Source organism: Exiguobacterium sp. s146, assembly GCF_018618415.1.
Lineage (GTDB): Bacteria > Bacillota > Bacilli > Exiguobacteriales > Exiguobacteriaceae > Exiguobacterium.
This window is the reverse complement of sequence record NZ_JACSMA010000002.1, coordinates 232602-255216: the sequence shown is the minus strand read 5'-3', so window position 1 is coordinate 255216 and position 22615 is coordinate 232602. Positions and strand designations below refer to the sequence as shown.

Genomic DNA, 22615 nt, shown 5'->3' with positions numbered 1-22615 from the left:
ATGTATTGGCTGTAAAAGCTAAAGATTTGGCGGTATTGATCGGCGTTCTCATGATTGTCGTCATGCTCGTCATCCCATTGCCGGGGTTCGTATTAGATTTTTTAATCATTGTCAATATCTTGATTGCGTTGATGATTCTGCTCGTCGCGATGAATGCACGTGAAGCACTCGACTTCTCGGTCTTCCCGTCACTCTTGCTAATCGTGACGTTGTTCCGGCTCGGATTGAACGTGTCGACGACACGTTCGATTTTATCGACCGGATACGGCGGAGAAGTCATCGCCACATTCGGAAACTTCGTCGTTGGCGGGAAAGTGCTCGTCGGATTCGTCGTCTTCCTCATCCTCGTCATCATCCAGTTCGTCGTCATCACGAAAGGGGCCGAACGTGTATCCGAAGTATCGGCGCGTTTCACCCTTGATGCGATGCCAGGGAAACAGATGGCCATCGATGCCGATTTGAACTCGGGATTGATTGATGACAAAGACGCGCAAATCCGCCGGAAAAAGATTCAAAGTGAAGCCGACTTTTATGGTTCGATGGATGGGGCCTCGAAGTTCGTCAAAGGGGACGCCATCGCGGGGATTATCATCGTCGCCATCAACTTGATTTTCGGGATTATCATCGGCGTCGTGGACATGGGCCTCCCGGTTGGTGAGGCGTTCCAGAAGTTCTCACTCATGACAATCGGGGACGGGCTCGTCGGTCAAATTCCGGCGCTCCTCATCTCGACGGCGACCGGGATTATCGTCACCCGTGCCGTCTCGGATGGGAACCTCGGCGAGGACGTCGTCGATCAGCTCAGTCAAAACCCGACACTGCTCTATATCGCCGGCTCAGTCGTCATCATGCTCGGGATTATCTCGCCGAGTCTGCTGCCGGTGACATTGATTATTGCCGGCGCCACGTTCTATGGTGCCTATACGATGCGTCGCAATTTGAAACGGGTCGTCGACACACCGTTAGCGGAAGAAGAACCGTCGGCACCGACCGAGACGGTCGTCTCGCTGTTACAGATTGATGCCATCGAGTTCGAATTCGGCTACGGACTCATTCCGCTCGCCGATGAATCGCAAGGCGGCGACCTGCTCGATCGGGTCGTCATGATTCGTCGTCAGCTCGCACTCGAACTTGGATTCATCTTACCGACGGTCCGGATTCGCGATCATCTACAACTGTCACCGAACGCGTATCGGATCAAAGTGAAAGGGAACGTCGTCGCTGAAGGCGAGCTCTTGCTCGATCATTACTTGGCGATGAGCCCTGGGATAGAAGATCCGGAAGTGTATGGGATTGAAACGACGGAACCGGCGTTCGGTCTCCCGGCGCTATGGATTGATGAAGAGACGCGCACCCGCGCGGAAATGAGCGGGTATACCGTCGTCGATCCGCCGTCCGTCGTGGCGACACACTTGACGGAGACGCTCAAGAAACACGCCGCCGACCTCCTCGGCCGTGAAGAGACGAAACAACTCGTCGAACATTTGAAAGAGACGCACCCGGTGCTCGTCGAGGACGTGACACCCGCCGTCCTGTCGATTGGCGACATTCAAAAGGTGCTCCGTCATCTGTTGAAAGAACACGTCTCGATTCGCAACTTGCCGCTTTTGTTCGAGACGATGGCCGACTACGGCAAAGTGACGAAAGACGCCGACATCCTCGGCGAATATTGCCGGCAAGGCTTGTCCCGTCAATTGACGGACCAAGTCAGCCCGCCCGACGGACCGCTTTACGTGGTCACGCTCGGGGGACAGACCGAACAGTTGATTCAAGACGCTGTTCAAAAAACGGAGTTCGGCAATTATTTGGCGCTCGATCCGGAACAAGCGCGCGAGATTATCGAACGCTCGGGCGAGCAACTGTCCATGTTCGAACGTTACGGGGCATCGGCCGTCATTCTTTGTTCGCCGACGATCCGCTTGTTCGTGAGACAATTGCTCGAACGGTATTATCCGGAGGTGCCGGTCCTCGCCTATAACGAATTGCTCAGCTCGATTGAAGTGAAAAGTATTGGGGTGATTTAAGTGCAAATAAAAAAATATACAGGCAAGACGATGGCGGAAGCGATGGCGAAAGTCAAACAAGAGTTTGGCGACGACGCCGTCATCTTGAACTCGCGCCAAGTGAAAAAGGGGTGGTTCGGCTTGTTCGCCTCGCAACACGTCGAGGTCATCGCCGCGCTCGAGAAAGCGCCGCTCGCCGTCAAACCGCGTACGGTGGCGAAGCCAAGTGCAGCGCCGAAACCCGAGACGGCGCCGAGACGTCAACCGCAGCCGCGGAACGTCGCGACCGCTACGCCTGACCTCTCAGTAACGAGACGGTTGCCGGCACCGTTGGCTCACGTCGAAGCGCTGCTCGCGTCGGAATCGTTTCACGGTGAAACGTGGGACGAGGCGATTCAAGAGCTGTATTACACGACAAAATCGGTTGACGCCGTCGAACGTTACGTCCGTGACCAAATCCGGAGTTCCTTCTTGCCTGTACCCGCACCGAAGCGGTACATGATGCTCGTCGGTCCGACCGGCGTCGGCAAAACGACGACGCTCGCGAAACTCGCCGCGCACTACAAGCTCGAGCATGGACTCTCGGTCGGCCTGATCACGACGGATACGTATCGCATCGCCGCCATCGAACAGTTGAAGACGTATGCCGAGATTTTAGACATCCCGGTCGAGGTCGCCTACGATTTTGATGATTTCAAGCGGGCCAAACAGTTATTCGCTCGAAAAGACATCATTTTAATCGATACGGCGGGCCGTAACTTCCGCGACGAGGCGTATGTCGAGCAGTTCGAACGGCATCACGACTTTTCAGAGACGAGTCTCTCGCTCGTCCTCAGCTTGACGTCGAAGATGCGGGATATGGACATGATTTATCGCCAGTTCGAGCCGTTGCCGCTCGGGTCGCTCATCTTCACGAAAGCCGATGAGACGAGCGACATCCACGCGATGTATCGGATGGTTCGCGAGAGCGGGCTACCGGTCACTTGGCTGACGGATGGGCAAGAAGTGCCGGACGACCTCGTCAACGGGGACCCAGACCGGCTGACGGATCGGTTGCTTGAGAAAGAAGGGTGGACCCAATGGACCAAGCAAGACGTCTGAGGGCGAAAACGGAGACCCCGCCGACGACGATCGCCTTCGCGAGCGGGAAAGGCGGGGTCGGCAAGACGAACGTCTGTGTCAACACGGCCATCGGCCTCGTCGAGCTCGGCAAGCGCGTGTTAATCGTCGATCTCGACATCGGGATGGCGAACGTGCATATCTTGTTGAACGCCTCGCGGTCACGGACGATGATGGATTCGGTCAAAGCCCGAATTCCGCTCGCCGCCTCGGTTCAGAAAGGCGTGCATGGTGTCGATATATTACATGGGGGGAGTGGACTCGATGAACTAGTCCAATTCTCACATGCCGATATGCAATTTTTTATGCGTGAACTCGAAGTGCTCACCGAATACGATTATGTCCTGTTCGACATGGGGGCCGGGGCGACCGACACATCCCTTCAATTCATCGAAGGGTGCGATGAGATGTTTCTCATCTTGACGCCGGAACCGACCTCGCTCATGGACGGGTACGCCTATACGAAGCTGGTGCATCGTCAGAGCCCAGACTTGCCGCTCGGTGTCATCGTCAATCGGGCTCAATCGGGTGAGGAAGCGCTGCAATGTTTTGAACGAATGGAAGTTGCGTGTGAGCAGTTTTTAAAGAAATCGATTCGATTCCTCGGGTATTTACCAGATGACGCCACGGTCAGACGAGCGGTCATCGCCCAAGTCCCGTTTTACCATTTGGACCGGAAAAGTGATATCAGTTGGCGGTTAGAGCGGATTTTAACGACATTGACCGGGACACCGCCGAAACCACGTCATTTCATGGATCGTTTGATGGGGAACTTGAAACGTCAGTGGAACCGAGTCTAACGACAGGGAGGCATTATAGATGGACGTGAACGAATACTTAGGATTGTTTTTAGATGAGTCGCAAGAACATATTCAATCGGTGAACACCCAGCTGTTAAAACTTGAACAGACGGGCAGCCAAGATGCGATTCAAGAGATTTTCCGCTCCGCGCATACGCTCAAAGGAATGTCGGCAACGATGGGTTACGAGAGTGTGGCCAACTTGACGCATGAGATGGAGAGCGCGCTCGACTTGGTTCGAGCCGGCAAGAAAGAGAGCAACCAGCTGTTGCTCGACACGATGTTCTCGGCGATGGAACAAATCGAAGAGATGATCGCCAATATCGAGACCGGCGGCCGAGGCGCAAACGTCGACGTCGCTGAAACGGTAGCTGCATTCCAGTCGTTCATCGGCAGCACGCCAAAGGCGACGCCAGCGGTCGAAGCGAACGTCTTCACGGCCGACCTTTATACGGATTCGGTCATCACCCAAGCGAAGGAGACGGGCTTCGAGGCGTTCCAATTGCACGTGAAACTATCCGATGCCGTCGTTTTGAAAGCGGCGCGTGCCTATATGGTATTCGATCGCCTGCAAGAGCTCGGCGAGGTCGTCCGGACGTGTCCAGAAACCGAGGCCATCGAACAAGAACAGTTCGAGCTCTCGTTTGACGTCCTGTTCGTGTCCCAAGAGTCGGCCGACGTGATTGAACACGCTGTGTCACAAGTGTCAGAAGTCGAATCCGTCCACGTGACGCCGTATGCGACTACATCGAGTGCACCGGAAGTCGCCGTCAGTGTGGAAACCGTCGCCGTCGCCGAACCGAAACCGAAAGTCGAGGCAGACGAGCCGAAAGAACAGGCTGTCGCCCAAGCGAAGACGATTCGCGTCAACTTGGAACGGATCGATCGCTTAATGAACTTATTCGAAGAATTTATTATCGACCGCGGTCGTCTCGAGCGGCTCGCTGACGAAGTCGGACAGCCTGAATTGAACGAGACAGTCGAGAAAATCAAGCGCGGGACGAACGAACTTCAATCACTCGTCCTGACGCTCCGGATGATGCCAATCGAGCAAGTGTTCAACCGCTTCCCACGTATGGTGCGTTCGGTCGCGAAAGACATCCATAAGAAAGTCCAGCTTGATATCACTGGTGCGGAAACGGAATTGGATCGGACGGTCATCGATGAAATCGGCGACCCGCTCGTGCACTTGATTCGAAACGCCATCGATCACGGGATTGAACTGCCAGAAGTCCGTGTCGCAGCCGGGAAGCCGGAACAAGGGAGTCTTGCGCTCCGCGCCTATCATGGCGGCAACCGGGTCTTCATTGAAATCGAGGACGACGGGGCCGGGATTCACGTCGAGAAAGTCCGTTCGAAAGCGCTCGAGCGCGGCGTCATCACCCCGGAAGAAGCGACAGCGATGACCGATAACGAAGTGGCCATGCTCATCTTCGCCCCAGGCTTCTCGACGGCAGACGTCGTCACCGATTTGTCTGGTCGCGGTGTCGGTCTTGACGTCGTCAAAAACAAGATCGAGTCACTCGGTGGGGTCGTCACGCTCGAGACGGTCGTCGGACAAGGGACGAAATTCCAAGTCAGCCTTCCGCTCACGCTATCCATCATCTCGGCGATGCTCGTGCAAGCGGGTGACGAGACGTACGCCATCCCGTTGTCATCGATTCTCGAGACGACACTTCTCGACGAGGCCGACATTTTGACGGCCCATCGCGAACGCGTCTTCGATTTCCGTGGTCAGCTCGTCCCGCTCGTCTATTTAAAAGAAATGTTTGCGATTGAGACGGAGACGAAGACGCAATTCCCGGTCGTCGTCGTCCGCAAAGGCAACAAACTCGTCGGCGTGGTCGTCAACGATTTGATTGGCCAACAAGAGATTGTCATGAAGCCGCTCGGGACGTATCTCGAGGGCATTCCAGCCATCTCGGGTGCAACGATACTCGGAGACGGGCGTGTCGCCTTGATTGTCGACAGCAACGATCTGTTCTAAGGAGGAAGAAGGATGGAACAAAAATGGGTAGTCTTTTCACTGGGAACGAACACATACGGAATCGATGTCCAATCGGTCCGCTCGATTGAACGGGTCCAACCGGTCACACGCGTCCCGAACGCACCGGCTCACGTTAAGGGTGTCATCAATCTTCGCGGTGTCGTCACACCGGTCATCGATCTTCGCCTCCGCCTCGGGTATGAGGCGGTCGAACCAACCGACGAGACTCGGATTTTAATCGCCTCGCTCAATCAAGGCGATGCCGGTTTTATCGTCGATCGCGCCAACGAGGTCGTGGAAAGCGAAGACGTTCGTCTCGAACCGATTCCTGAATCGAGTCGAGACATGTTGTCGGCTCATTTGACGGCGATCGCGAAAGGAGAGGACAAACTGTTCTCACTTCTCGACGCCAACGCGTTATTCGAGGAACAACATGCTGAGTGAGTTCGAGCAAGATTTATTGAAAGAACTTGGCAATATCGGGTCTGGCCACGCAGCGACGGCACTGTCGACGCTCTTGGCCAAACCGGTCAACATTACCGTCTCCTCGGCCGAGATGGAACCGATCACGTATTTGCCGGAACGGGTCGGCGGTCCTGAGCGTCATGTGGCCTCGGTGCTGTTAGAGCTCGGTGGCGAGATTAGCGGCATGATTCTCATCTTATTCCCGGTCGATGACGCCGAGATGATGGTCGCATCACTCATCGGGAGCGGGTTCACGTTCCAAGCAGCCGATGAACTCGGTCAATCGGCATGGGAAGAGATTGGCAATATTATGAGCGGGGCCTACGCCCGGGCGCTCGGCGATTGGTTGAATACGCCGATTCCGATTCACGTCCCGGCGACAGCGGTCGATATGGCCGGTTCCATCGTCGAGTTCGTCGTCACATCGGTCCAGCCCGAGGAAGATGCGGCGCTCTATATCGATACGACGTTCCGCATCGATGGAAAAGTAAGTGCCGGACACGTGTTGTTCCTACCGACGCACGGTTCGCTCGAACGGATTAAACAGCGGTTGATGGGCCATGGCTGAAGTACTCAAAATCGGGATTGCGGAATGGAAGCAGACGACGGCACCGAACAAGTTGCGAACGGCCGGGCTCGGTTCGTGTGTCGGGGTGATTTTGTATGACGTCCGGCTTCAAGTCGCGGCGATGGCCCATGTCATGTTGCCGGATTCGGCAATCGCCCGGAAACATCAAACGATTGAAGTAGGAAAATATGCGGATACGGCCATCGACGCACTCGTCGCTTCATTGAAACGGGCCGGGGCCGGTCGGCTGCAAGCAAAAATGGCCGGCGGCGCCCAAATGTTTCAATTCAAGTATGAGAACGAGGCGATGCGCATCGGTGAACGAAATGCCGAAGCCGTCCGCAACGCGCTGAAAGCGCACCGCATCCCGCTCATCGCCGAGGACTGTGGCGGACACAATGGGCGGACGATCGAATTTGATGTGGCGACTTGCGTCCTGTCGATTCGAACGGTCAGCGTAGGAACAAAGGAAATTTAGGGGGGATCGACATGACGACTCAACTTACCGAGTTGTGGGATCGTTGGAATACTGACCGCGATATGGATACGGCGAATGAACTATTGACGCACTATGAGTTCCTCATCCATTATCACGTGCAACGAATGATCGTGACGCTCCCGAAGAGCGTCGAACGCGACGAATTGAAAAGTTTGGGTTACATGGGATTGTACGATGCCCTCATGAAATATGATCCAGAACATAACAACAAGTTTGACACGTACGCGGCATTTCGAATTCGGGGCGCCATCATCGACGGGCTACGGAAAATCGATTGGTTGCCGCGATCGGTGCGCGAACGGGTGAAGAAGATTGACCATGTCGCCGAACAGCTCGAACAGAAGCTGCACCGGGCCCCGACGAAAGAGGAGCTGGCGCGCGCGTGCGAGCTGCCGGTCTCAGAAATCGAGAAGGCGATGGCGGAAGGGTACTTTGCGAACATGTTGTCCATCGATGAGGCGGTGACGCTTCAAGAGGAAGGCAAGGTCATGTCCGTCACGTATTTCGACCCCGACTCCGAAAAACCGGAAGATACGCTCCTGCAGCGCGAGCTGCTCGATGTGTTGACGAACGAGATTGAGCATTTATCTGAGAAAGAACGGCTCGTCGTGTCCTTATTCTATTTCGACGAGTTGACGTTGACGGAGATCGGTGAAGTGTTGGAACTCTCGACGTCCCGCATCTCCCAAATTCATTCCAAGGCGCTGAAGACGCTGAAGCTTGCGCTCGGACGCTCCTATTTAGAAGAAAAGACATCGTGAGGGAGGGATGGAGATGACCGTCGTCTATATCGGGATTGCCTGTATCGTCGCGTACGGACTATTGATTTTGTTCCGTCAAGTTCAGGCGCTGACGGCTCGTATCACGCGACTCGAGCAGGAGAAGCGTGAGACCGAGGCCCTCCTGTTATCGTTCATGGAATCGATGAACGATGTCGTGAAACAGCCTGCGCCCCCGAGCGAGGAATCGGCTGTGGCACCCACGCTTGAGGATTCCCCTGCGGAAGCACCATCGTCTCGTGAACGGCAACAGGCACCGCACGTCGAGGACGTCTTGTTGAACCATTCGGTCCGTGAGACGGCCCGGCTGCTCGGAAAAGGCGAGGGTGAAGTCGCCCTTTATGCCAAACTTCGCAAAAAGTGAGAGTTGCCGGATTGGCTGACATATGCTATAGTAATTCTCGGTGTTAAACACATCACACACGTCTCGGGATGGTATTCCTCGGTGCCGAAAGGTCGGAATACAACGATGAACGAGGCGGAGGACTTTTTTAAACCACAAGGAGGAAATTTATCATGGCAGTAATTTCAATGAAGCAATTGCTCGAAGCTGGTGTACACTTCGGTCACCAGACACGCCGTTGGAACCCAAAAATGGCGAAATACATCTTCACGGAGCGTAACGGAATCTACATCATCGACCTTCAAAAAACGGTCAAAAAAGTAGACGAAGCGTACAACTTCGTTCGTGAACTCGCGGCAGAAGGCGGAAACGTCCTCTTCGTAGGTACGAAAAAACAAGCTCAAGACACGATCAAAGAAGAAGCACTCCGTTCAGGTATGTACTTCATCAATGAGCGTTGGTTGGGTGGAACACTCACTAACTTCTCAACAATCAAAAAGCGTATCAACCGCTTGAAGCAGCTTGAAAAAATGGAAGCTGACGGTACGTTCGAAGTACTTCCTAAGAAAGAAGTCATCATCTTGAAAAAAGAAATGACACGTCTTGAGAAGTTCCTCGGCGGAATCAAGGACATGCCAGGTGTTCCTGATGCCCTCTTCATCGTTGACCCACGTAAAGAGCGTATTGCAATTGCAGAAGCTCACAAATTGAACATCCCAATCGTTGCGATTGTCGACACAAACTGTGACCCAGACGAAATCGACTACGTCATCCCAGCGAACGACGATGCGATTCGTGCGGTTAAATTGCTCACTTCTAAGATGGCAGACGCGATCATCGAAGCGAAGCAAGGCGAAGAAGAAGTAGCTGAAGAAGCAGTAGCTCCAGAAGCTGAAGCGACAGAAGCTGAGTAATCGGTCAGACAACAGGTGATAAAGGGAAAGCCTTTTATCACCTTTTTTTAGGACATAGTATATCGAAGCCTAGCGCTTTTTATCTTAAAAATTTGTAAGTTTTACAAGGAGGAATTTCCGATGGCAGTTACAGCAGCAATGGTAAAAGAACTTCGTGAAAAAACAGGAGCAGGTATGCTCGATTGCAAAAAAGCACTCGTTGAAACAGATGGTGACATGCAAGCAGCAATCGACTTCCTTCGTGAAAAAGGGATTGCTAAAGCAGCAGCTAAAGGCGATCGCATCGCAGCTGAAGGCTTGACAGCGGTAGCCGTTGAAGGCAACAAAGCTGCGCTCGTCGAAGTCAACTCAGAAACAGACTTCGTCTCGAAAAACGAGAAGTTCCAAACGCTCGTTTCTGACGTTGCGAAAGCAGTTCTCGCTTCAGGCGCGACTACAGTCGAAGCGGCACACGCTTCTGAATTCGTCGCTGGCAAGACGCTTGAGACACACATTCAAGAAGAAGCATCGACAATCGGAGAGAAAATCTCACTCCGCCGTATCGCTATCCTTGAAAAAGCAGACGACGCTGTCTTCGGCACATACCTTCACATGGGTGGCCGCATCGGTTCGGTCGTCGTTATCGACGGCACAACGGACGAGACAGTTGCGAAAGACGTTGCCATGCACGTAGCGGCAGCAAACCCGCTTTACGCGACACGCGACGAAGTTTCGGCTGAAGAAGTAGACCGTGAGAAGAAAGTCTTGACTGAGCAAGCCCTCAACGAAGGCAAGCCTGCCAACATCGTCGAGAAGATGATCGCGGGACGTATGAACAAGTACTTCGAGGAAATCTGCCTCGTTGACCAAACATTCGTTAAAGACGCTGACTTCAAAGTTGGGAAATACGTAGAGTCTAAAGGCGGCCGTATCAACTCATTCGTACGTTTCGAAGTTGGAGAAGGTATGGAAAAACGCGAAGAAAACTTTGCTGAAGAAGTAATGAACCAACTTAAAAAATAATCTGCATCACCTGTGATGCAATCAAAATTGGGAACACGTCTGTATAACCTTGAGTTAGTTCGTTAAGGGAGCGTGTTCCCTTTTTTCAAGCAAGAGGAGGCAAAGTATGGAACCGAAATATAAGCGAATTGTGTTAAAATTGAGTGGAGAAGCGCTCGCAGGAGATCAAGGGTACGGGATTGACCCGGCCATCGTCAACTCGATCTCTGGACAAATTAAAGAGTTGGTCGCCTTAGGCGTCGAAGTCGCCGTCGTCGTCGGAGCCGGAAACATCTGGCGCGGGAAGACGGGCAGCGAACTCGGCATGGACCGTGCGAATGCCGACTATATGGGCATGCTCGCCACCGTGTTGAACTCGCTCGCACTTCAAGACAGCCTTGAATCGAACGGTGTCCAGACGCGCGTCCAAACCTCAATCGAAATGCGCCAAGTGGCTGAACCGTACATCCGTCGTCGGGCGATGCGTCACCTTGAAAAAGGTCGCGTCGTGATTTTCGCGGCAGGGACGGGGAACCCGTACTTCTCAACAGATACGACAGCGGCACTCCGCGCAGCGGAAATTGAAGCTGACGTCATCTTGATGGGGAAAAACAACGTCGATGGTGTCTATTCGGCGGATCCGAAACTCGTTCCGGATGCGGTCAAATACGACACGCTCACGTACTTGGACGTCTTAAAAGACGGACTCCAAGTCATGGATTCGACAGCCACATCACTATGTATGGACAACCATATCCCACTGATTGTATTCTCATTGCTTGAAGAAGGAAACATCAAACGTGTCGTACTCGGGGAACATATCGGGACGGTAGTAGGAGGAATCAATTCATGAGTGTAAATGACGTATTGAAAACTGCTGAAGAAAAGATGGAGAAAGCCCATTCTGCCTTGAAACGTGATTTCGGGACACTTCGTACGGGACGCGCGAGCGCGTCAATCTTGGACCCGGTCCAAGTCGACTACTACGGTGTACCGACTCCGCTCAACCAAGTGGCGAACATCAACACTCCGGAAGCGCGTCTACTCTTGATTCAACCATGGGACAAATCGATGGTGTCAGATGTAGAGAAAGCGATTCAAAAAGCCGACCTCGGCCTCTCGCCGTCTTCTGACGGGACGGTCATTCGTCTCGCCATCCCAGCTTTGACAGAAGAGCGCCGTAAAGAGCTCGTGAAAGTGACGAAGAAATACGCGGAAGAAGCGAAAGTCGCTGTCCGTAACGTTCGTCGTGACGCGAATGAAAACTTGAAGAAGCTCGAAAAAGATGGGGACTTGACTGAGGACGACCTTCGCGGTTACGTGGATGACGTTCAATCGTTAACGGATTCGTACATCAAAAAGATTGATGAATCTGCAGCGACGAAAGAAAAAGAAATCATGGAAGTGTAATCACGGAAGTGGTATACCAAAAAGCTGTGTGGGGACCCTTTTACTGAGAGGGTCCCTCTTTCATACAATCAGGAGGATAGAGTATGTTTAAATGGGTGAATCCTAAAACAAAAACCGAGGCGGAACTGAGCATTCCCGAACACGTCGCCATCATCATGGACGGCAACGGCCGTTGGGCGAAGAAGCGTGGGCTCCCTCGCATCATGGGTCACCGGGAAGGGATGAAGTCGGTCCGGGAAGCGGTGCGCACCGCCCAAGAACTTGGTATCCGTTCCTTGACGCTGTATGCGTTCTCGACGGAGAACTGGACGCGTCCTGAAGAAGAAGTCAACTTCTTGATGAAATTGCCGAAGCAATTTTTGGAGACGGATTTAAAAGAATTGGATGAACAGAACGTACGCGTGCTCGTCGCAGGGGATGTGACGAAACTGCCACGCGGGACGCGAGAAGCGGTCGATGAGGCCCGTACCCGGACGGCGACGAACACGGGACTCGATCTCGTCTTCGCCCTCAACTACGGCGGGCGTGACGAACTCGTGCAAGCGATGAAACAAATCGCCAATGACGTGGCTCTCGGCACCATCCAACCGGATGACATCGATGACGTCATGATTGGTGAGCGTCTCATGACGAACATGCAAGACGTCGATTTGATTATCCGTACGAGCGGGGAACAGCGCCTATCGAACTTCTTGCTCTGGCAAGGGGCTTACGCTGAACTACATTTCACGGACGTGTTGTGGCCCGAGTTCAAACGGGACCACTTCGTCGAGGCGATTGAAGCGTACAACGCGCGAACACGCCGGTTTGGCGGGGTGTGACATGAAAACACGAATTATTACCGGTCTGTGGGCCGGCGCCATATTTGTCACGCTAATCGCCTTAGGCGGTAGCCCGTTCGTCATCTTGATGGGCATACTCGCCTTAATCGGATTGAGTGAGTTCACATTGATGCGCAACCACAAATTGATGGCGTTCCCGTTTCTCGTGACGTCACTGCTCGTGGCGTTCCCGTTCGTCTTGATGTTGCTCGAACGTCAACTCGTCCTTGATGAGTTGCCGATGTCGACGACGCAATGGATGGTGCTCGGGTTGATGCTCCTCTTGTTCTGGACGGTCGTCACGAAAAACCGTTTCACGTATGAGGATGCGAGCTTTTATTTCGTCTCTGCCGTCTATCTCGTCATCGGGTTCTCGAGTTTCGCACTCGTCCGCTTGTCAGAAGACGGGCTCGTCAAAGTGCTGCTCGTCTTGTTCATGATTTGGGCGACCGACTCCGGCGCTTACTTCACAGGGAAGGCCATCGGAAAGACAAAACTCTGGCCATCCATCAGCCCGAATAAGACGATTGAAGGCGCAATCGGCGGCATCGTGTCGGCCATCGTGCTCGGCGTCATCTACGTGCTCATCGAGCCGGTGTTGCCGATTCTCGAGGTGTTGGTGCTTGCGGTCGTCGTATCAGTCGTCGGTCAACTCGGAGATTTGGTACAATCAGCGTACAAGCGGCAATATAATGTAAAAGATTCGGGTCATCTGTTACCGGGACACGGTGGAATTTTAGACCGGTTTGATAGTATGATCGCGGTATTCACCGTCATTTGGGTATTTAATTTGTTATAAAAGAGGAGTGTCAAGATGAAGCGAATCAGCTTAATCGGGGCGACTGGATCGATTGGCGTACAGACATGTGACGTCATCGAACAGCACCCCGACTTGTTTGAACTTGAGGCCTATGCGTTCGGATCGAACGTAGACGTGGCGGAAGAATGGATCAATCGCCTACGGCCGAAATATGTATCCGCTAAAAATATCGAGGTACTCGAACAACTCAAGCCACGCCTTACATATGAACCACTCTTTTTCATCGGACTGGAAGGGTTGATTGCATGTGCGACCGCTGAACGGGCCGATGTCGTCGTGACGGCAGTCGTCGGGGCCGTCGGGCTTGAACCGACCCTTGCCGCCATCGAAGCGGGGAAAGACATCGCGCTCGCGAACAAAGAGACGCTCGTCACGGCAGGACATCTCGTGACGGCGGCCGTCAAAAAACATGGCGTCAGCCTGCTCCCGGTCGACAGCGAACATTCGGCCATCTATCAATGCTTGAACGGGGAGCGTCGCGAGGACGTCTCGAAAATCATCTTGACGGCTTCGGGCGGAAGTTTCCGTGACAAGTCGCGAGAAGAGCTTGAAGGCGTGACCGTCGCCGAGGCGCTCGCTCATCCGAACTGGTCGATGGGTGCGAAAATCACAATCGATTCAGCGACGATGTTCAATAAAGGACTCGAAGTCATCGAAGCGCACTGGTTGTTCGATATCGATTATAATGATATTGAAGTGGTGCTCCACCGCGAATCGATTATCCATTCGATGGTCGAATTCAAAGATGCCGCTGTCATGGCACAGCTCGGAAACCCCGATATGCGAGGCCCGATCCTCTATGCGCTATCCGCCCCAAAACGTCTTGAAATCGACGGGAACAAGCGGTTAAACTTGAGAGAAATCGGTACGCTGCACTTCGCGGAAGCCGATTTGACACGTTATCCAGCGTTACGCCTTGCGTATGAGGCCGGTCGCGCCGGCGGTTCGATGCCGACCGTGCTCAACGCGGCCAACGAGGCGGCCGTCGAGCTGTTCTTGAACGGGGAGATTGCGTTCCTCGAGATCGAACGCATCGTCGAACAAGCGATGGACACACATACGGTAATTGCAGAACCGACGCTCGAGGAGATTCTTCAAATCGACCTAGCGGTTCGAGAACAAATTCAGCAAGGAAAGTGAAGGTGGGGAATAGACAATGACGACTTTTATCGCCATCGTTTTGATGTTTGGGGTACTCATTTCGGTTCATGAATGGGGACACCTCGTCATGGCGAAACGGGCAGGGATTCTCTGTCATGAATTTGCAATCGGGTTTGGACCGAAAATCCTCTCATTCCGAAAAAATGAGACGCTGTATACGATTCGACTATTGCCAATCGGCGGTTATGTCAAAATGGCCGGGGAAGATTTTGAACCAATCGAAGTGAAGGCCGGGCAACACGTCGGATTGCGTTTGACGAGCGCCGGGACGGTCGATCGTGTCTATTTCCAACCGGACCAGGCCCAAGACGTACATGTCGTCGGGACGGTCGACAAGTTTGACTCGGTCCGCGAGCTGAAAGTACAACTGCTTGTCGATGACGAAGTCCGTGTCTACTCGCTCGAGCGGGACACGCTTCTCGTCGACCAAGGCATGGAAATTCAAATCGCGCCTTACGACCGCACGTTCGGAGCCCAATCTGTCTGGAAGCGGGTGCTTGCGATTGCAGCCGGCCCGGCGATGAACTTCGTCCTTGCCTTCCTCCTTCTCGTCATCGTCGGTCTCGTCCAAGGGACACCGACGGACGATGGCCAAATCGGTACGGTCCAACCGGACTCGGCCGCCGATCAAGCCGGACTTGTCGCAGGCGACGAGATCGTCTCGATTGAAGGTCAACCGATCGACAACTGGCTCGATTTGCGGACGGTATTGGCCGATCGTGCCGACACGCCGACCGAAGTGACGTATCTTCGTGACGAGGTCGAGCAAACGGTGACGATTACGCCGCAAGCGATCGAACAAAACGGGGAGACGGTCGGGATTTTAGGCGTGACGAACGCGCTCGAACGATCACCGGCCAAAGCCTTCACGACGGGGGCCGAGACGACGTGGACGATGTCGACGCTCATCTTCTCCGCGGTCGGTGACTTGGTGACGGGTCAGGTCGGTGTCGATCAGTTGGCCGGTCCGGTCGGAATCGTGCGCATGACCGACGAAGTGGCGGCGAGCGGATTCATCATGCTCCTCAATTGGACGGCGCTCTTATCCGTCAACTTGGCCATCTTCAACTTGTTGCCGCTCCCAGCGCTCGATGGAGGCCGACTCATCTTCCTCTTGTTCGAAGCGGTGCGCGGCCGACCGATCGATCCGAAAAAAGAGGGCTTCGTCCACTTTATCGGCTTCGCCTTGCTCATGCTGCTCATGTTGATTGTCACCTGGAATGATATCCAATCATTCTTTAAATAATTTAGATTTAATCGAGTTACAGAAGGGAAACGTTGATACCTATGAAACAATCGAGACTGTTCATGCCTACATTAAGAGAAGTACCGGCCGATGCGGAAGCCATCAGCCATCAGCTTCTCGTCCGTGGGGGCTTCATGCGCCAAAACGCCGCTGGGATTTATTCGTATCTCCCACTCGGCCATCGCGTATTGCACAATATCCAAACGATTATCCGCGAAGAGATGAACCGGGCCGGAGCGCAAGAGTTGCTCATGCCTGCGATTCAACCGGCTGAACTATGGGAAGAGACGGGACGCTGGGGCATTTACGGTCCAGAATTGATGCGATTGACGGACCGTCATGACCGTCGTTTCGCACTCGGTGCGACCCATGAGGAACTCATCACGTCAATCGTGCGCGATGAACTCAACTCGTATAAAAAGTTGCCGGTCAACTTGTATCAGATTCAAACGAAGTATCGTGACGAACGTCGCCCGCGCTTCGGATTGCTTCGGGGCCGTGAGTTCTTGATGAAAGACTCATACTCGTTCCATGCGACGCAAGATGACCTGGACGAAGAGTACAAAAATATGTATCAAGCCTACTCGAACATCTTTGACCGCATCGGTTTGAAATATCGTCCGGTCGTGGCCGATTCTGGTGCCATCGGCGGGAAAGATACACACGAGTTCCAAGCGCTCGCCGAAATCGGTGAGGATACGATTGTCTATACGGATTCATCAAACTATACGGCGAACATCGAGATGGCAGAAACGCTCGACCGTTATGACATGCAAACGGCTGACGTGCTCCCCCTCGATAAGGTCGACACGAAAGACAACAAGACGATTGAAGACGTGGCGCGTTACTTGAACGTCGATCCGAAAACGACGATCAAGTCGGTCCTCTTCAACGTCGACGGCGAGACGGTCATGGCCATCGTCCGCGGCGATCACGAGGCGAACGACGTCAAAGTGAAGAACGCCCTCGGCGGACTCGATATCCAAATGGAAGAAGAAGCGACGATTATCGACTTGTTCGGCTGTGAACCGGGTACGCTCGGACCAATCCATTCGCCTGTCAAAGTCGTCGCCGACTATGCCGTCAAATATTTGGTCGACGCGGTATGTGGCGCCAACGAGGCGAACACCCACTATACGCACGTCAACGCCGAGCGCGACTTGTCGCATTTGACGTATCACGACCTCCGTTTCGTCGTCGAAGGCGACATGGCACCTGACGAGTCGGGTCCGGTCCGCTTCGCCCGCGGGATTGAAGTCGGACAAGTGTTCAAGCTCGGCACGCGCTATTCAGAAGCGATGGGCGCGACTTTCTTGAACGAAGAAGGCCGGGCCGAACCGCTCATCATGGGCTGTTACGGCATCGGCGTCTCGCGGACATTGTCAGCGGTCATCGAGCAACATCATGACGACCGCGGGATTGTCTGGCCGAAGAGCGTCGCTCCGTTCGATGTGCACTTGATTGCCATCAACACGAAGGATGAGGCGCAAGTCGAACTGGCGAACCGATTGTACGATGAGCTGTCATCGACATACGATGTATTGTATGATGACCGTAAAGAACGGGCTGGCGTCAAGTTCGCCGATGCTGATTTGATCGGACTTCCGATTCGGATCAACGTCGGGAAAAAAGCGAACGAAGGAATCGTCGAAGTGAAAGTACGTGCCACTGGCGAAGTCCTCGAGACGACAGTCGATGAGTTGCCACGTGTGATCACGGAGCAACTGAACGAAGCCAAATGATCGATGAAGGTGACGGTTTCTTGCCGTCACCTTCATTTTTCGACATTGAATGATAAAAGGGGGACTTCTTACCCGTGGAAGCTAATCAAAAAATGCAATTGCTCTTGGGTGACCTCGGCATCACGACCGAAACGGATCAATTCGACGGAGCGGAGTTGTCACGACTTGTCGTCAACAAGCAACGCCGGACGTGGACGTTTTATTTCCAATTGCAACAAGTGTTGCCGTATGAGGTGTACCAACTGTTCATGAGCCGGCTCGAGAGTCGCTATGCGACGTTCGCGGACGAGGTGTACGCTCGGTTCACGACGACGTCAGGTGGGGGCGAACAGGACTATATCGACTATTGGCCGCGGATTGTGAGTGAACTGAGCCAAGTGTCGGGCGCGATGCGCAGTTATTTCGCATCGGTCTCACCGCGCTTCGAGCAGAACAAATTGCTCATCCCGGTGCGCTCGGCCCCTGAGGCGAACTATGTCGATAAAGAGTTATGCCAAGAAGTTCAGGCGCTCTACAGTGCCTACGGCTTCATGAAAAAACCGTGCCAAGCGTTCTTCTCCGAAGATGCCGAAGCGAACCAAGCGTTGCGCGAACAAGTCGTCCAAGAAGATTTAGAACAGGCGAAACTCGCACTCGCGGCACAGTTCGCCAAGTCGACCGAGACGAACGATGAACCGGTCACGGAAGTACGAATGGGTGCCTTGATTAAAGACGAAATCGTCCCAATCAAGACGATTATCGAAGAAGAACGCCGCGTCGCCATCCGCGGCCTCGTCTTCTCGGCCGAACGGAAAGAACTGAAGAGTGGCAAAAAACTGTTCACGTTTAAGATGACGGACTATACCGACTCGCTCATCGTCAAAGTGTTCGCACGCGATGACGACGATGACCGGATGCTCAGTGCCGTCAAAAAAGGCATGTGGATTCAAGCGGCCGGTCGAGTCGAGGATGACAGTTTCATGCGCGAACTGTGCATGATGGCGTCGCAACTGCAAGAAGTGAAAGTCGAACCGGTCCAGGATGAATGGGCCGGCGAGAAACGTGTCGAACTGCATGCGCATACGCAGATGAGCCAGATGGACGCGGTCACGAACGTATCGGCGCTTGTCGCACGAGCCGCGAAATGGGGCCACCGCGCCATCGCCATCACCGACCACGCCGGCGTCCAGTCGTTCCCGGAAGCGTATTACGCCGGGAAGAAGAATGACATCAAAGTGTTGTTCGGGGTCGAGGCGAACGTCGTCAATGACGGAGTTCCGGTCGCCTATCATCCGACCGACGTCCCGCTCGACGATGCGACGTACGTCGTCTTCGACGTCGAGACGACGGGACTATCGGCCGTCTACAATAAAATCATCGAGCTCGCCGGCGTCAAAATCAAAGACGGAGAGATTATCGACCGGTTCGAGGCGTTCGCCGATCCGAAACATCCGCTCTCGGCCACGACGATCGAACTGACGGGTATCACTGATGACATGGTCCATGGTCAGCCCGACCCGGAAGTCATCGCCAAACAGTTCGTCGATTGGTCAGGGGACAGTATCCTTGTCGCGCATAACGCCGCGTTCGATATGGGCTTCCTCGAAGCGACGCTCCGGAGCGGCGGACACGAGCCGGACGATTATCCGGTCATCGATACGCTCGAGCTCGCCCGGACGATTTTACCGACGCTCAAGAACCACCGTCTCAACACGCTCGCGAAGCGATTCGATATCGAGTTGACGCAACATCACCGCGCCATCTATGATGCCGAGGCGACGGCGTATTTGCTCATGAAGCTGCTCGAACTAGCCAAACAGATGTTTGAGATGCAGACGCATCGCTCGCTCAATGCCAAAGTCGGGAGCGATGTCTCGAAGATTCGTCCGTTCCATGCGACGATTTATGCGAAAACGAAAAAACCGGGCCTCCGGAACTTGTACGAACTGATTTCCTTGTCGCACATCGATTACTTGTTCCGTATGGCACGCATGCCGCGCTCGGAGATTATCAAACGCCGTGAGGGCCTGTTGATTGGTTCGGCGTGTGACAACGGGGAGATTTTCGATGCCGCCTTGAACAAGTCGGACGAAGAGCTTGAGAAGATGATGGCGTTTTACGATTTCATCGAGATTCATCCGCCGGCGCTCTATCTCCATTTGATTGATAAAGAGATCGTCGCCAACGAACTCGAGTTGCGCGAGATCATCAAACGAATCATTCGCGTCGCCGGTCAGGCCGGACTGCCGGTCTGTGCGACCGGTAATGTCCACTATCTCGACCGGACCGATCGCTCGTATCGGGAGATTTTGATTCGGACGCAAGGTGGCGCTAATTTCATCAACACGCGGAAAGAGCTGCCACACGCCCATTTCCGCACGACGAAAGAGATGATGGAAGAGTTCAAGTTCCTCGGGGACGAGCTCGCCCGTGAGATCGTCATCACGAACCCGAACGCGATCGCCGATCAAATCGAGTCGATTCAAATCATCCCGGATGACTTGTATACGCCGAAGATTGAAGGCGCGGATGACGAAGTCCGGAACATGAGTTATGACATGGCCCGTTCGATTTATGGCGACGAACTGCCAGAAATCGTCGAGGCTCGACTTGAGAAAGAGTTGAAGTCGATTATCGGTCACGGATTCGCCGTCATTTACTTGATCTCGCATAAGCTCGTCAAAAAATCGCTCGATGACGGCTATCTCGTCGGGTCACGTGGTTCGGTCGGCTCGAGTTTCGTCGCGACGATGACGGAGATCACCGAGGTCAATCCACTTCCGCCGCATTACGTCTGTCCGAAGTGTCAACATTCCCACTTCTTCGATGACGGCTCGGTCGGTTCCGGTTATGACCTTCCGGACAAGCAATGTCCGGAGTGTGGGACGTGGTATACGAAAGACGGGCACGACATCCCGTTCGAGACGTTCCTTGGATTCAAAGGGGACAAAGTGCCGGATATCGATTTGAACTTCTCAGGGGAATATCAACCGCATGCCCACGCCTACACGAAAGTGTTGTTCGGTGAAGAGTACGTGTATCGTGCCGGCACCATCGGGACGATCGCCGATAAGACGGCGTATGGTTACGTGAAAGGCTATGCGACCGAGAACGACAAGATTTATCGGAACGCCGAGGTCGATCGGCTCGTCTCGGGTGTCACCGGCGTCAAACGGACGTCCGGACAGCACCCGGGAGGGATTATCGTCGTCCCGGATTATATGGACATCGCCGAAATCTCACCGATTCAATATCCGGCCGATGACAAGACGTCGGAATGGAAGACGACCCACTTCGACTTCCACTCGATTCACGACAACTTGCTCAAGCTCGATATCCTCGGGCACGATGACCCGACGGCCATCCGGATGCTGCAAGACTTGTCCGGCATCGATCCGAAGACGATTCCGACGGACGACCCGACGGTCATGAAAATCTTTTCGTCGCCGGAAGTGCTCGGTGTCACGCCGGAGCAAATCGAATCGAAGACGGGAACGCTCGGGATTCCGGAGTTTGGGACGAAGTTCGTCCGACAGATGCTCGAAGAGACGAAGCCGTCGACGTTCTCCGAACTCGTTCAAATCTCGGGACTGTCCCACGGGACGGACGTCTGGATCGGCAACGCCAATGAGCTTATCTATAACGGGACGTGTGAACTGAAAGACGTGATCGGGTGTCGAGATGACATCATGGTCTACTTGATTTATGCGGGCCTCGAACCGTCGTTCGCCTTCAAAATCATGGAGTCGGTACGGAAAGGGAAAGGCTTGTCCGAAGACATGGAGACGGAGATGCGGGCCAACGATGTCCCGGAATGGTACATCTCGTCTTGTAAGAAAATCAAGTACATGTTCCCGAAAGCGCACGCCACGGCGTACGTTCTCATGGCCGTCCGCATCGCCTATTTCAAAGTGCATCATCCAATCTTGTATTATGCGACGTACTTCACGGTCCGGGCCGGCGATTTCGATTTGTCGGCGATGATCAAAGGATCTCAGGCCGTGCGTAAAGCGATGTCGGATATCCGGGAAAAAGGATTTGAAGCCACGGCGAAAGATAAAGGCCTGCACACGGTGCTCGAGCTCGCACTCGAGATGTTAGAGCGCGGCATGAAGTTCCAGAACATCGATTTGTACCGTTCGAGCGCGACCGAGTTTCTGATTGAAGGGAACACGCTCATCCCGCCGTTCAATGCGGTCGATGGTCTCGGGACGAACGCGGCGAAAGCCATCGTCGATGCACGTGCCGAAGGACAGTTCTTATCGAAAGAAGACTTGCGCAAACGGGCCAAGTTGTCGAAGACGATCGTCGAGACGCTCGATACGATGAAATGTCTCGAAGGCCTCCCGGATGAGAACCAACTCTCGTTCTTTGATTTTGGGGTGTAAGTTGCGAAAAAACGGGAAAATATGATATATTGGTATCGAACAATGTTGGATACTACGACGGAAAGGAGTAGGGAACCCTACTCCTTTCTTGTATGTAAAAGCCAGAAGGAGGGATGAGAGTGTCCAAAATAACAGAAGTCGTCGAAGCGATCGCGTTGCCGATCGTGGAGCGTGAGAACATGGAATTGGTCGATGTCGAATTCGTGAAGGAAGGGCCGGACTGGTTCTTGCGCGTCTATATCGACAAGCCGGGGGGCGTCGATTTAGATGATTGCGTCAACATCAACGAACAACTCTCGGAAAAACTAAACGATAGCGATCCGATCGAACAAGCCTATTATCTTGACGTCTCGAGTCCCGGTGCCGAACGACCGCTGAAGAAGCCGACCGACTTTGAACGCGCGATTGGAAAGAATGTCTATATCAAGACGTTCGCCCCAATCGAAGGTGCTAAAGAGTTCGAAGGGATTTTGACAGAGTATGACGGCGAGACAGCCGTCGTCGAGACACGCATCAAGACAAGAAAAAAAGCGATATCGCTACCGGTAGACAAAATTGCACAAGCCCGCCTAGCGGTCACGTTTAGTTAA

20 protein-coding genes are annotated in these 22615 nt (G+C 53.7%); all 20 read left to right on the top strand.

Going from position 1 to position 22615, the window contains the following annotated elements; genetic code table 11:
- Positions 1–5 precede the first annotated feature (5 nt).
- The 20 genes from flhA (at position 6) to rimP (ending at position 22615) form a co-directional block, all read left to right on the top strand.
- On the top strand, positions 6–2024 hold the full coding sequence (flhA, locus tag KNP83_RS07900; protein WP_214762014.1) for a flagellar biosynthesis protein FlhA: 2019 nt from the start codon (positions 6–8) through the stop codon (positions 2022–2024).
- Positions 2025–3104, top strand: a complete 1080-nt coding sequence (locus tag KNP83_RS07895) for a flagellar biosynthesis protein FlhF (protein WP_214762013.1) — start codon at positions 2025–2027, stop codon at positions 3102–3104.
- Complete coding sequence (locus KNP83_RS07890) at positions 3083–3922, top strand: MinD/ParA family protein (protein WP_021067139.1); 840 nt, start codon at positions 3083–3085, stop codon at positions 3920–3922. Before KNP83_RS07895 ends, KNP83_RS07890 begins: the two co-directional genes overlap by 22 nt.
- Before the next feature lie 19 nt (positions 3923–3941).
- Positions 3942–5909, top strand: a complete 1968-nt coding sequence (locus KNP83_RS07885; protein WP_214762012.1) for a chemotaxis protein CheA — start codon at positions 3942–3944, stop codon at positions 5907–5909.
- Positions 5910–5921: 12 nt separating this feature from the next.
- The gene (locus tag KNP83_RS07880; RefSeq protein WP_214762011.1) at positions 5922–6353 is read left to right on the top strand and encodes a chemotaxis protein CheW; all 432 of its coding nucleotides are present in this window, start codon (positions 5922–5924) and stop codon (positions 6351–6353) included.
- Positions 6343–6942, top strand: a complete 600-nt coding sequence (locus KNP83_RS07875; RefSeq protein ID WP_214762010.1) for a chemotaxis protein CheC — start codon at positions 6343–6345, stop codon at positions 6940–6942. The genes KNP83_RS07880 and KNP83_RS07875 overlap by 11 nt, the downstream gene beginning before the upstream one ends.
- On the top strand, positions 6935–7420 hold the full coding sequence (locus KNP83_RS07870) for a chemotaxis protein CheD (RefSeq protein ID WP_021067143.1): 486 nt from the start codon (positions 6935–6937) through the stop codon (positions 7418–7420). The genes KNP83_RS07875 and KNP83_RS07870 overlap by 8 nt, the downstream gene beginning before the upstream one ends.
- An 11-nt stretch (positions 7421–7431) precedes the next feature.
- Positions 7432–8202, top strand: coding sequence for a FliA/WhiG family RNA polymerase sigma factor (locus tag KNP83_RS07865; RefSeq protein ID WP_214762009.1), 771 nt, complete (start codon positions 7432–7434; stop codon positions 8200–8202).
- 13 nt (positions 8203–8215) lie between these two features.
- On the top strand, positions 8216–8584 hold the full coding sequence (locus KNP83_RS07860) for a hypothetical protein (RefSeq protein ID WP_214762008.1): 369 nt from the start codon (positions 8216–8218) through the stop codon (positions 8582–8584).
- Positions 8585–8736: 152 nt separating this feature from the next.
- Complete coding sequence (rpsB, locus tag KNP83_RS07855; RefSeq protein WP_021067146.1) at positions 8737–9477, top strand: 30S ribosomal protein S2; 741 nt, start codon at positions 8737–8739, stop codon at positions 9475–9477.
- Positions 9478–9597: 120 nt separating this feature from the next.
- Positions 9598–10479 (top strand): translation elongation factor Ts, encoded by an 882-nt coding sequence (gene tsf, locus KNP83_RS07850; protein WP_214762007.1) that lies wholly within the window; start codon positions 9598–9600, stop codon positions 10477–10479.
- 106 nt (positions 10480–10585) lie between these two features.
- Positions 10586–11311: a UMP kinase gene (pyrH, locus tag KNP83_RS07845; protein WP_021067148.1), complete on the top strand. Its 726-nt coding sequence runs from the start codon at positions 10586–10588 to the stop codon at positions 11309–11311.
- Positions 11308–11868, top strand: coding sequence for a ribosome recycling factor (gene frr / locus KNP83_RS07840; RefSeq protein WP_214762006.1), 561 nt, complete (start codon positions 11308–11310; stop codon positions 11866–11868). The genes pyrH and frr overlap by 4 nt, the downstream gene beginning before the upstream one ends.
- Positions 11869–11951: 83 nt before the next feature.
- Entirely contained in the window at positions 11952–12689 is a 738-nt protein-coding gene (locus tag KNP83_RS07835; RefSeq protein ID WP_214762005.1) for an undecaprenyl pyrophosphate synthase, read from the top strand.
- A 1-nt stretch (position 12690) separates the two neighbouring features.
- Entirely contained in the window at positions 12691–13488 is a 798-nt protein-coding gene (locus KNP83_RS07830; RefSeq protein WP_214762004.1) for a phosphatidate cytidylyltransferase, read from the top strand.
- Positions 13489–13503: 15 nt separating this feature from the next.
- Positions 13504–14649 (top strand): 1-deoxy-D-xylulose-5-phosphate reductoisomerase, encoded by a 1146-nt coding sequence (gene dxr, locus KNP83_RS07825; protein WP_214762003.1) that lies wholly within the window; start codon positions 13504–13506, stop codon positions 14647–14649.
- A 16-nt stretch (positions 14650–14665) separates the two neighbouring features.
- The gene (gene rseP, locus KNP83_RS07820) at positions 14666–15916 is read left to right on the top strand and encodes an RIP metalloprotease RseP (protein WP_214762002.1); all 1251 of its coding nucleotides are present in this window, start codon (positions 14666–14668) and stop codon (positions 15914–15916) included.
- Between the two features lie 41 nt (positions 15917–15957).
- Positions 15958–17658, top strand: a complete 1701-nt coding sequence (locus KNP83_RS07815; RefSeq protein WP_214762001.1) for a proline--tRNA ligase — start codon at positions 15958–15960, stop codon at positions 17656–17658.
- A gap of 74 nt (positions 17659–17732) precedes the next feature.
- A complete protein-coding gene (locus KNP83_RS07810) occupies positions 17733–22025 on the top strand; it encodes a PolC-type DNA polymerase III (protein WP_214762000.1) in 4293 nt (1430 codons plus the stop codon).
- Between the two features lie 119 nt (positions 22026–22144).
- The gene (gene rimP / locus KNP83_RS07805; protein ID WP_034777274.1) at positions 22145–22615 is read left to right on the top strand and encodes a ribosome maturation factor RimP; all 471 of its coding nucleotides are present in this window, start codon (positions 22145–22147) and stop codon (positions 22613–22615) included.

What these genes read in the sequence shown, in the direction of transcription:
- frr (WP_214762006.1), top strand. Translation starts at nt 11,308, where the DNA reads ATGAGTGTAAATGACGTATTGAAAACTGCTGAAGAAAAGATGGAGAAA.
- dxr (WP_214762003.1), top strand. Translation starts at nt 13,504, where the DNA reads ATGAAGCGAATCAGCTTAATCGGGGCGACTGGATCGATTGGCGTACAG.
- KNP83_RS07890 (WP_021067139.1), top strand. Translation starts at nt 3,083, where the DNA reads ATGGACCAAGCAAGACGTCTGAGGGCGAAAACGGAGACCCCGCCGACG.
- rseP (WP_214762002.1), top strand. Translation starts at nt 14,666, where the DNA reads ATGACGACTTTTATCGCCATCGTTTTGATGTTTGGGGTACTCATTTCG.
- KNP83_RS07865 (WP_214762009.1), top strand. Translation starts at nt 7,432, where the DNA reads ATGACGACTCAACTTACCGAGTTGTGGGATCGTTGGAATACTGACCGC.
- KNP83_RS07830 (WP_214762004.1), top strand. Translation starts at nt 12,691, where the DNA reads ATGAAAACACGAATTATTACCGGTCTGTGGGCCGGCGCCATATTTGTC.
- KNP83_RS07815 (WP_214762001.1), top strand. Translation starts at nt 15,958, where the DNA reads ATGAAACAATCGAGACTGTTCATGCCTACATTAAGAGAAGTACCGGCC.
- KNP83_RS07875 (WP_214762010.1), top strand. Translation starts at nt 6,343, where the DNA reads ATGCTGAGTGAGTTCGAGCAAGATTTATTGAAAGAACTTGGCAATATC.
- KNP83_RS07870 (WP_021067143.1), top strand. Translation starts at nt 6,935, where the DNA reads ATGGCTGAAGTACTCAAAATCGGGATTGCGGAATGGAAGCAGACGACG.
- KNP83_RS07860 (WP_214762008.1), top strand. Translation starts at nt 8,216, where the DNA reads ATGACCGTCGTCTATATCGGGATTGCCTGTATCGTCGCGTACGGACTA.
- pyrH (WP_021067148.1), top strand. Translation starts at nt 10,586, where the DNA reads ATGGAACCGAAATATAAGCGAATTGTGTTAAAATTGAGTGGAGAAGCG.
- KNP83_RS07885 (WP_214762012.1), top strand. Translation starts at nt 3,942, where the DNA reads ATGGACGTGAACGAATACTTAGGATTGTTTTTAGATGAGTCGCAAGAA.
- KNP83_RS07835 (WP_214762005.1), top strand. Translation starts at nt 11,952, where the DNA reads ATGTTTAAATGGGTGAATCCTAAAACAAAAACCGAGGCGGAACTGAGC.
- KNP83_RS07880 (WP_214762011.1), top strand. Translation starts at nt 5,922, where the DNA reads ATGGAACAAAAATGGGTAGTCTTTTCACTGGGAACGAACACATACGGA.
- rpsB (WP_021067146.1), top strand. Translation starts at nt 8,737, where the DNA reads ATGGCAGTAATTTCAATGAAGCAATTGCTCGAAGCTGGTGTACACTTC.
- tsf (WP_214762007.1), top strand. Translation starts at nt 9,598, where the DNA reads ATGGCAGTTACAGCAGCAATGGTAAAAGAACTTCGTGAAAAAACAGGA.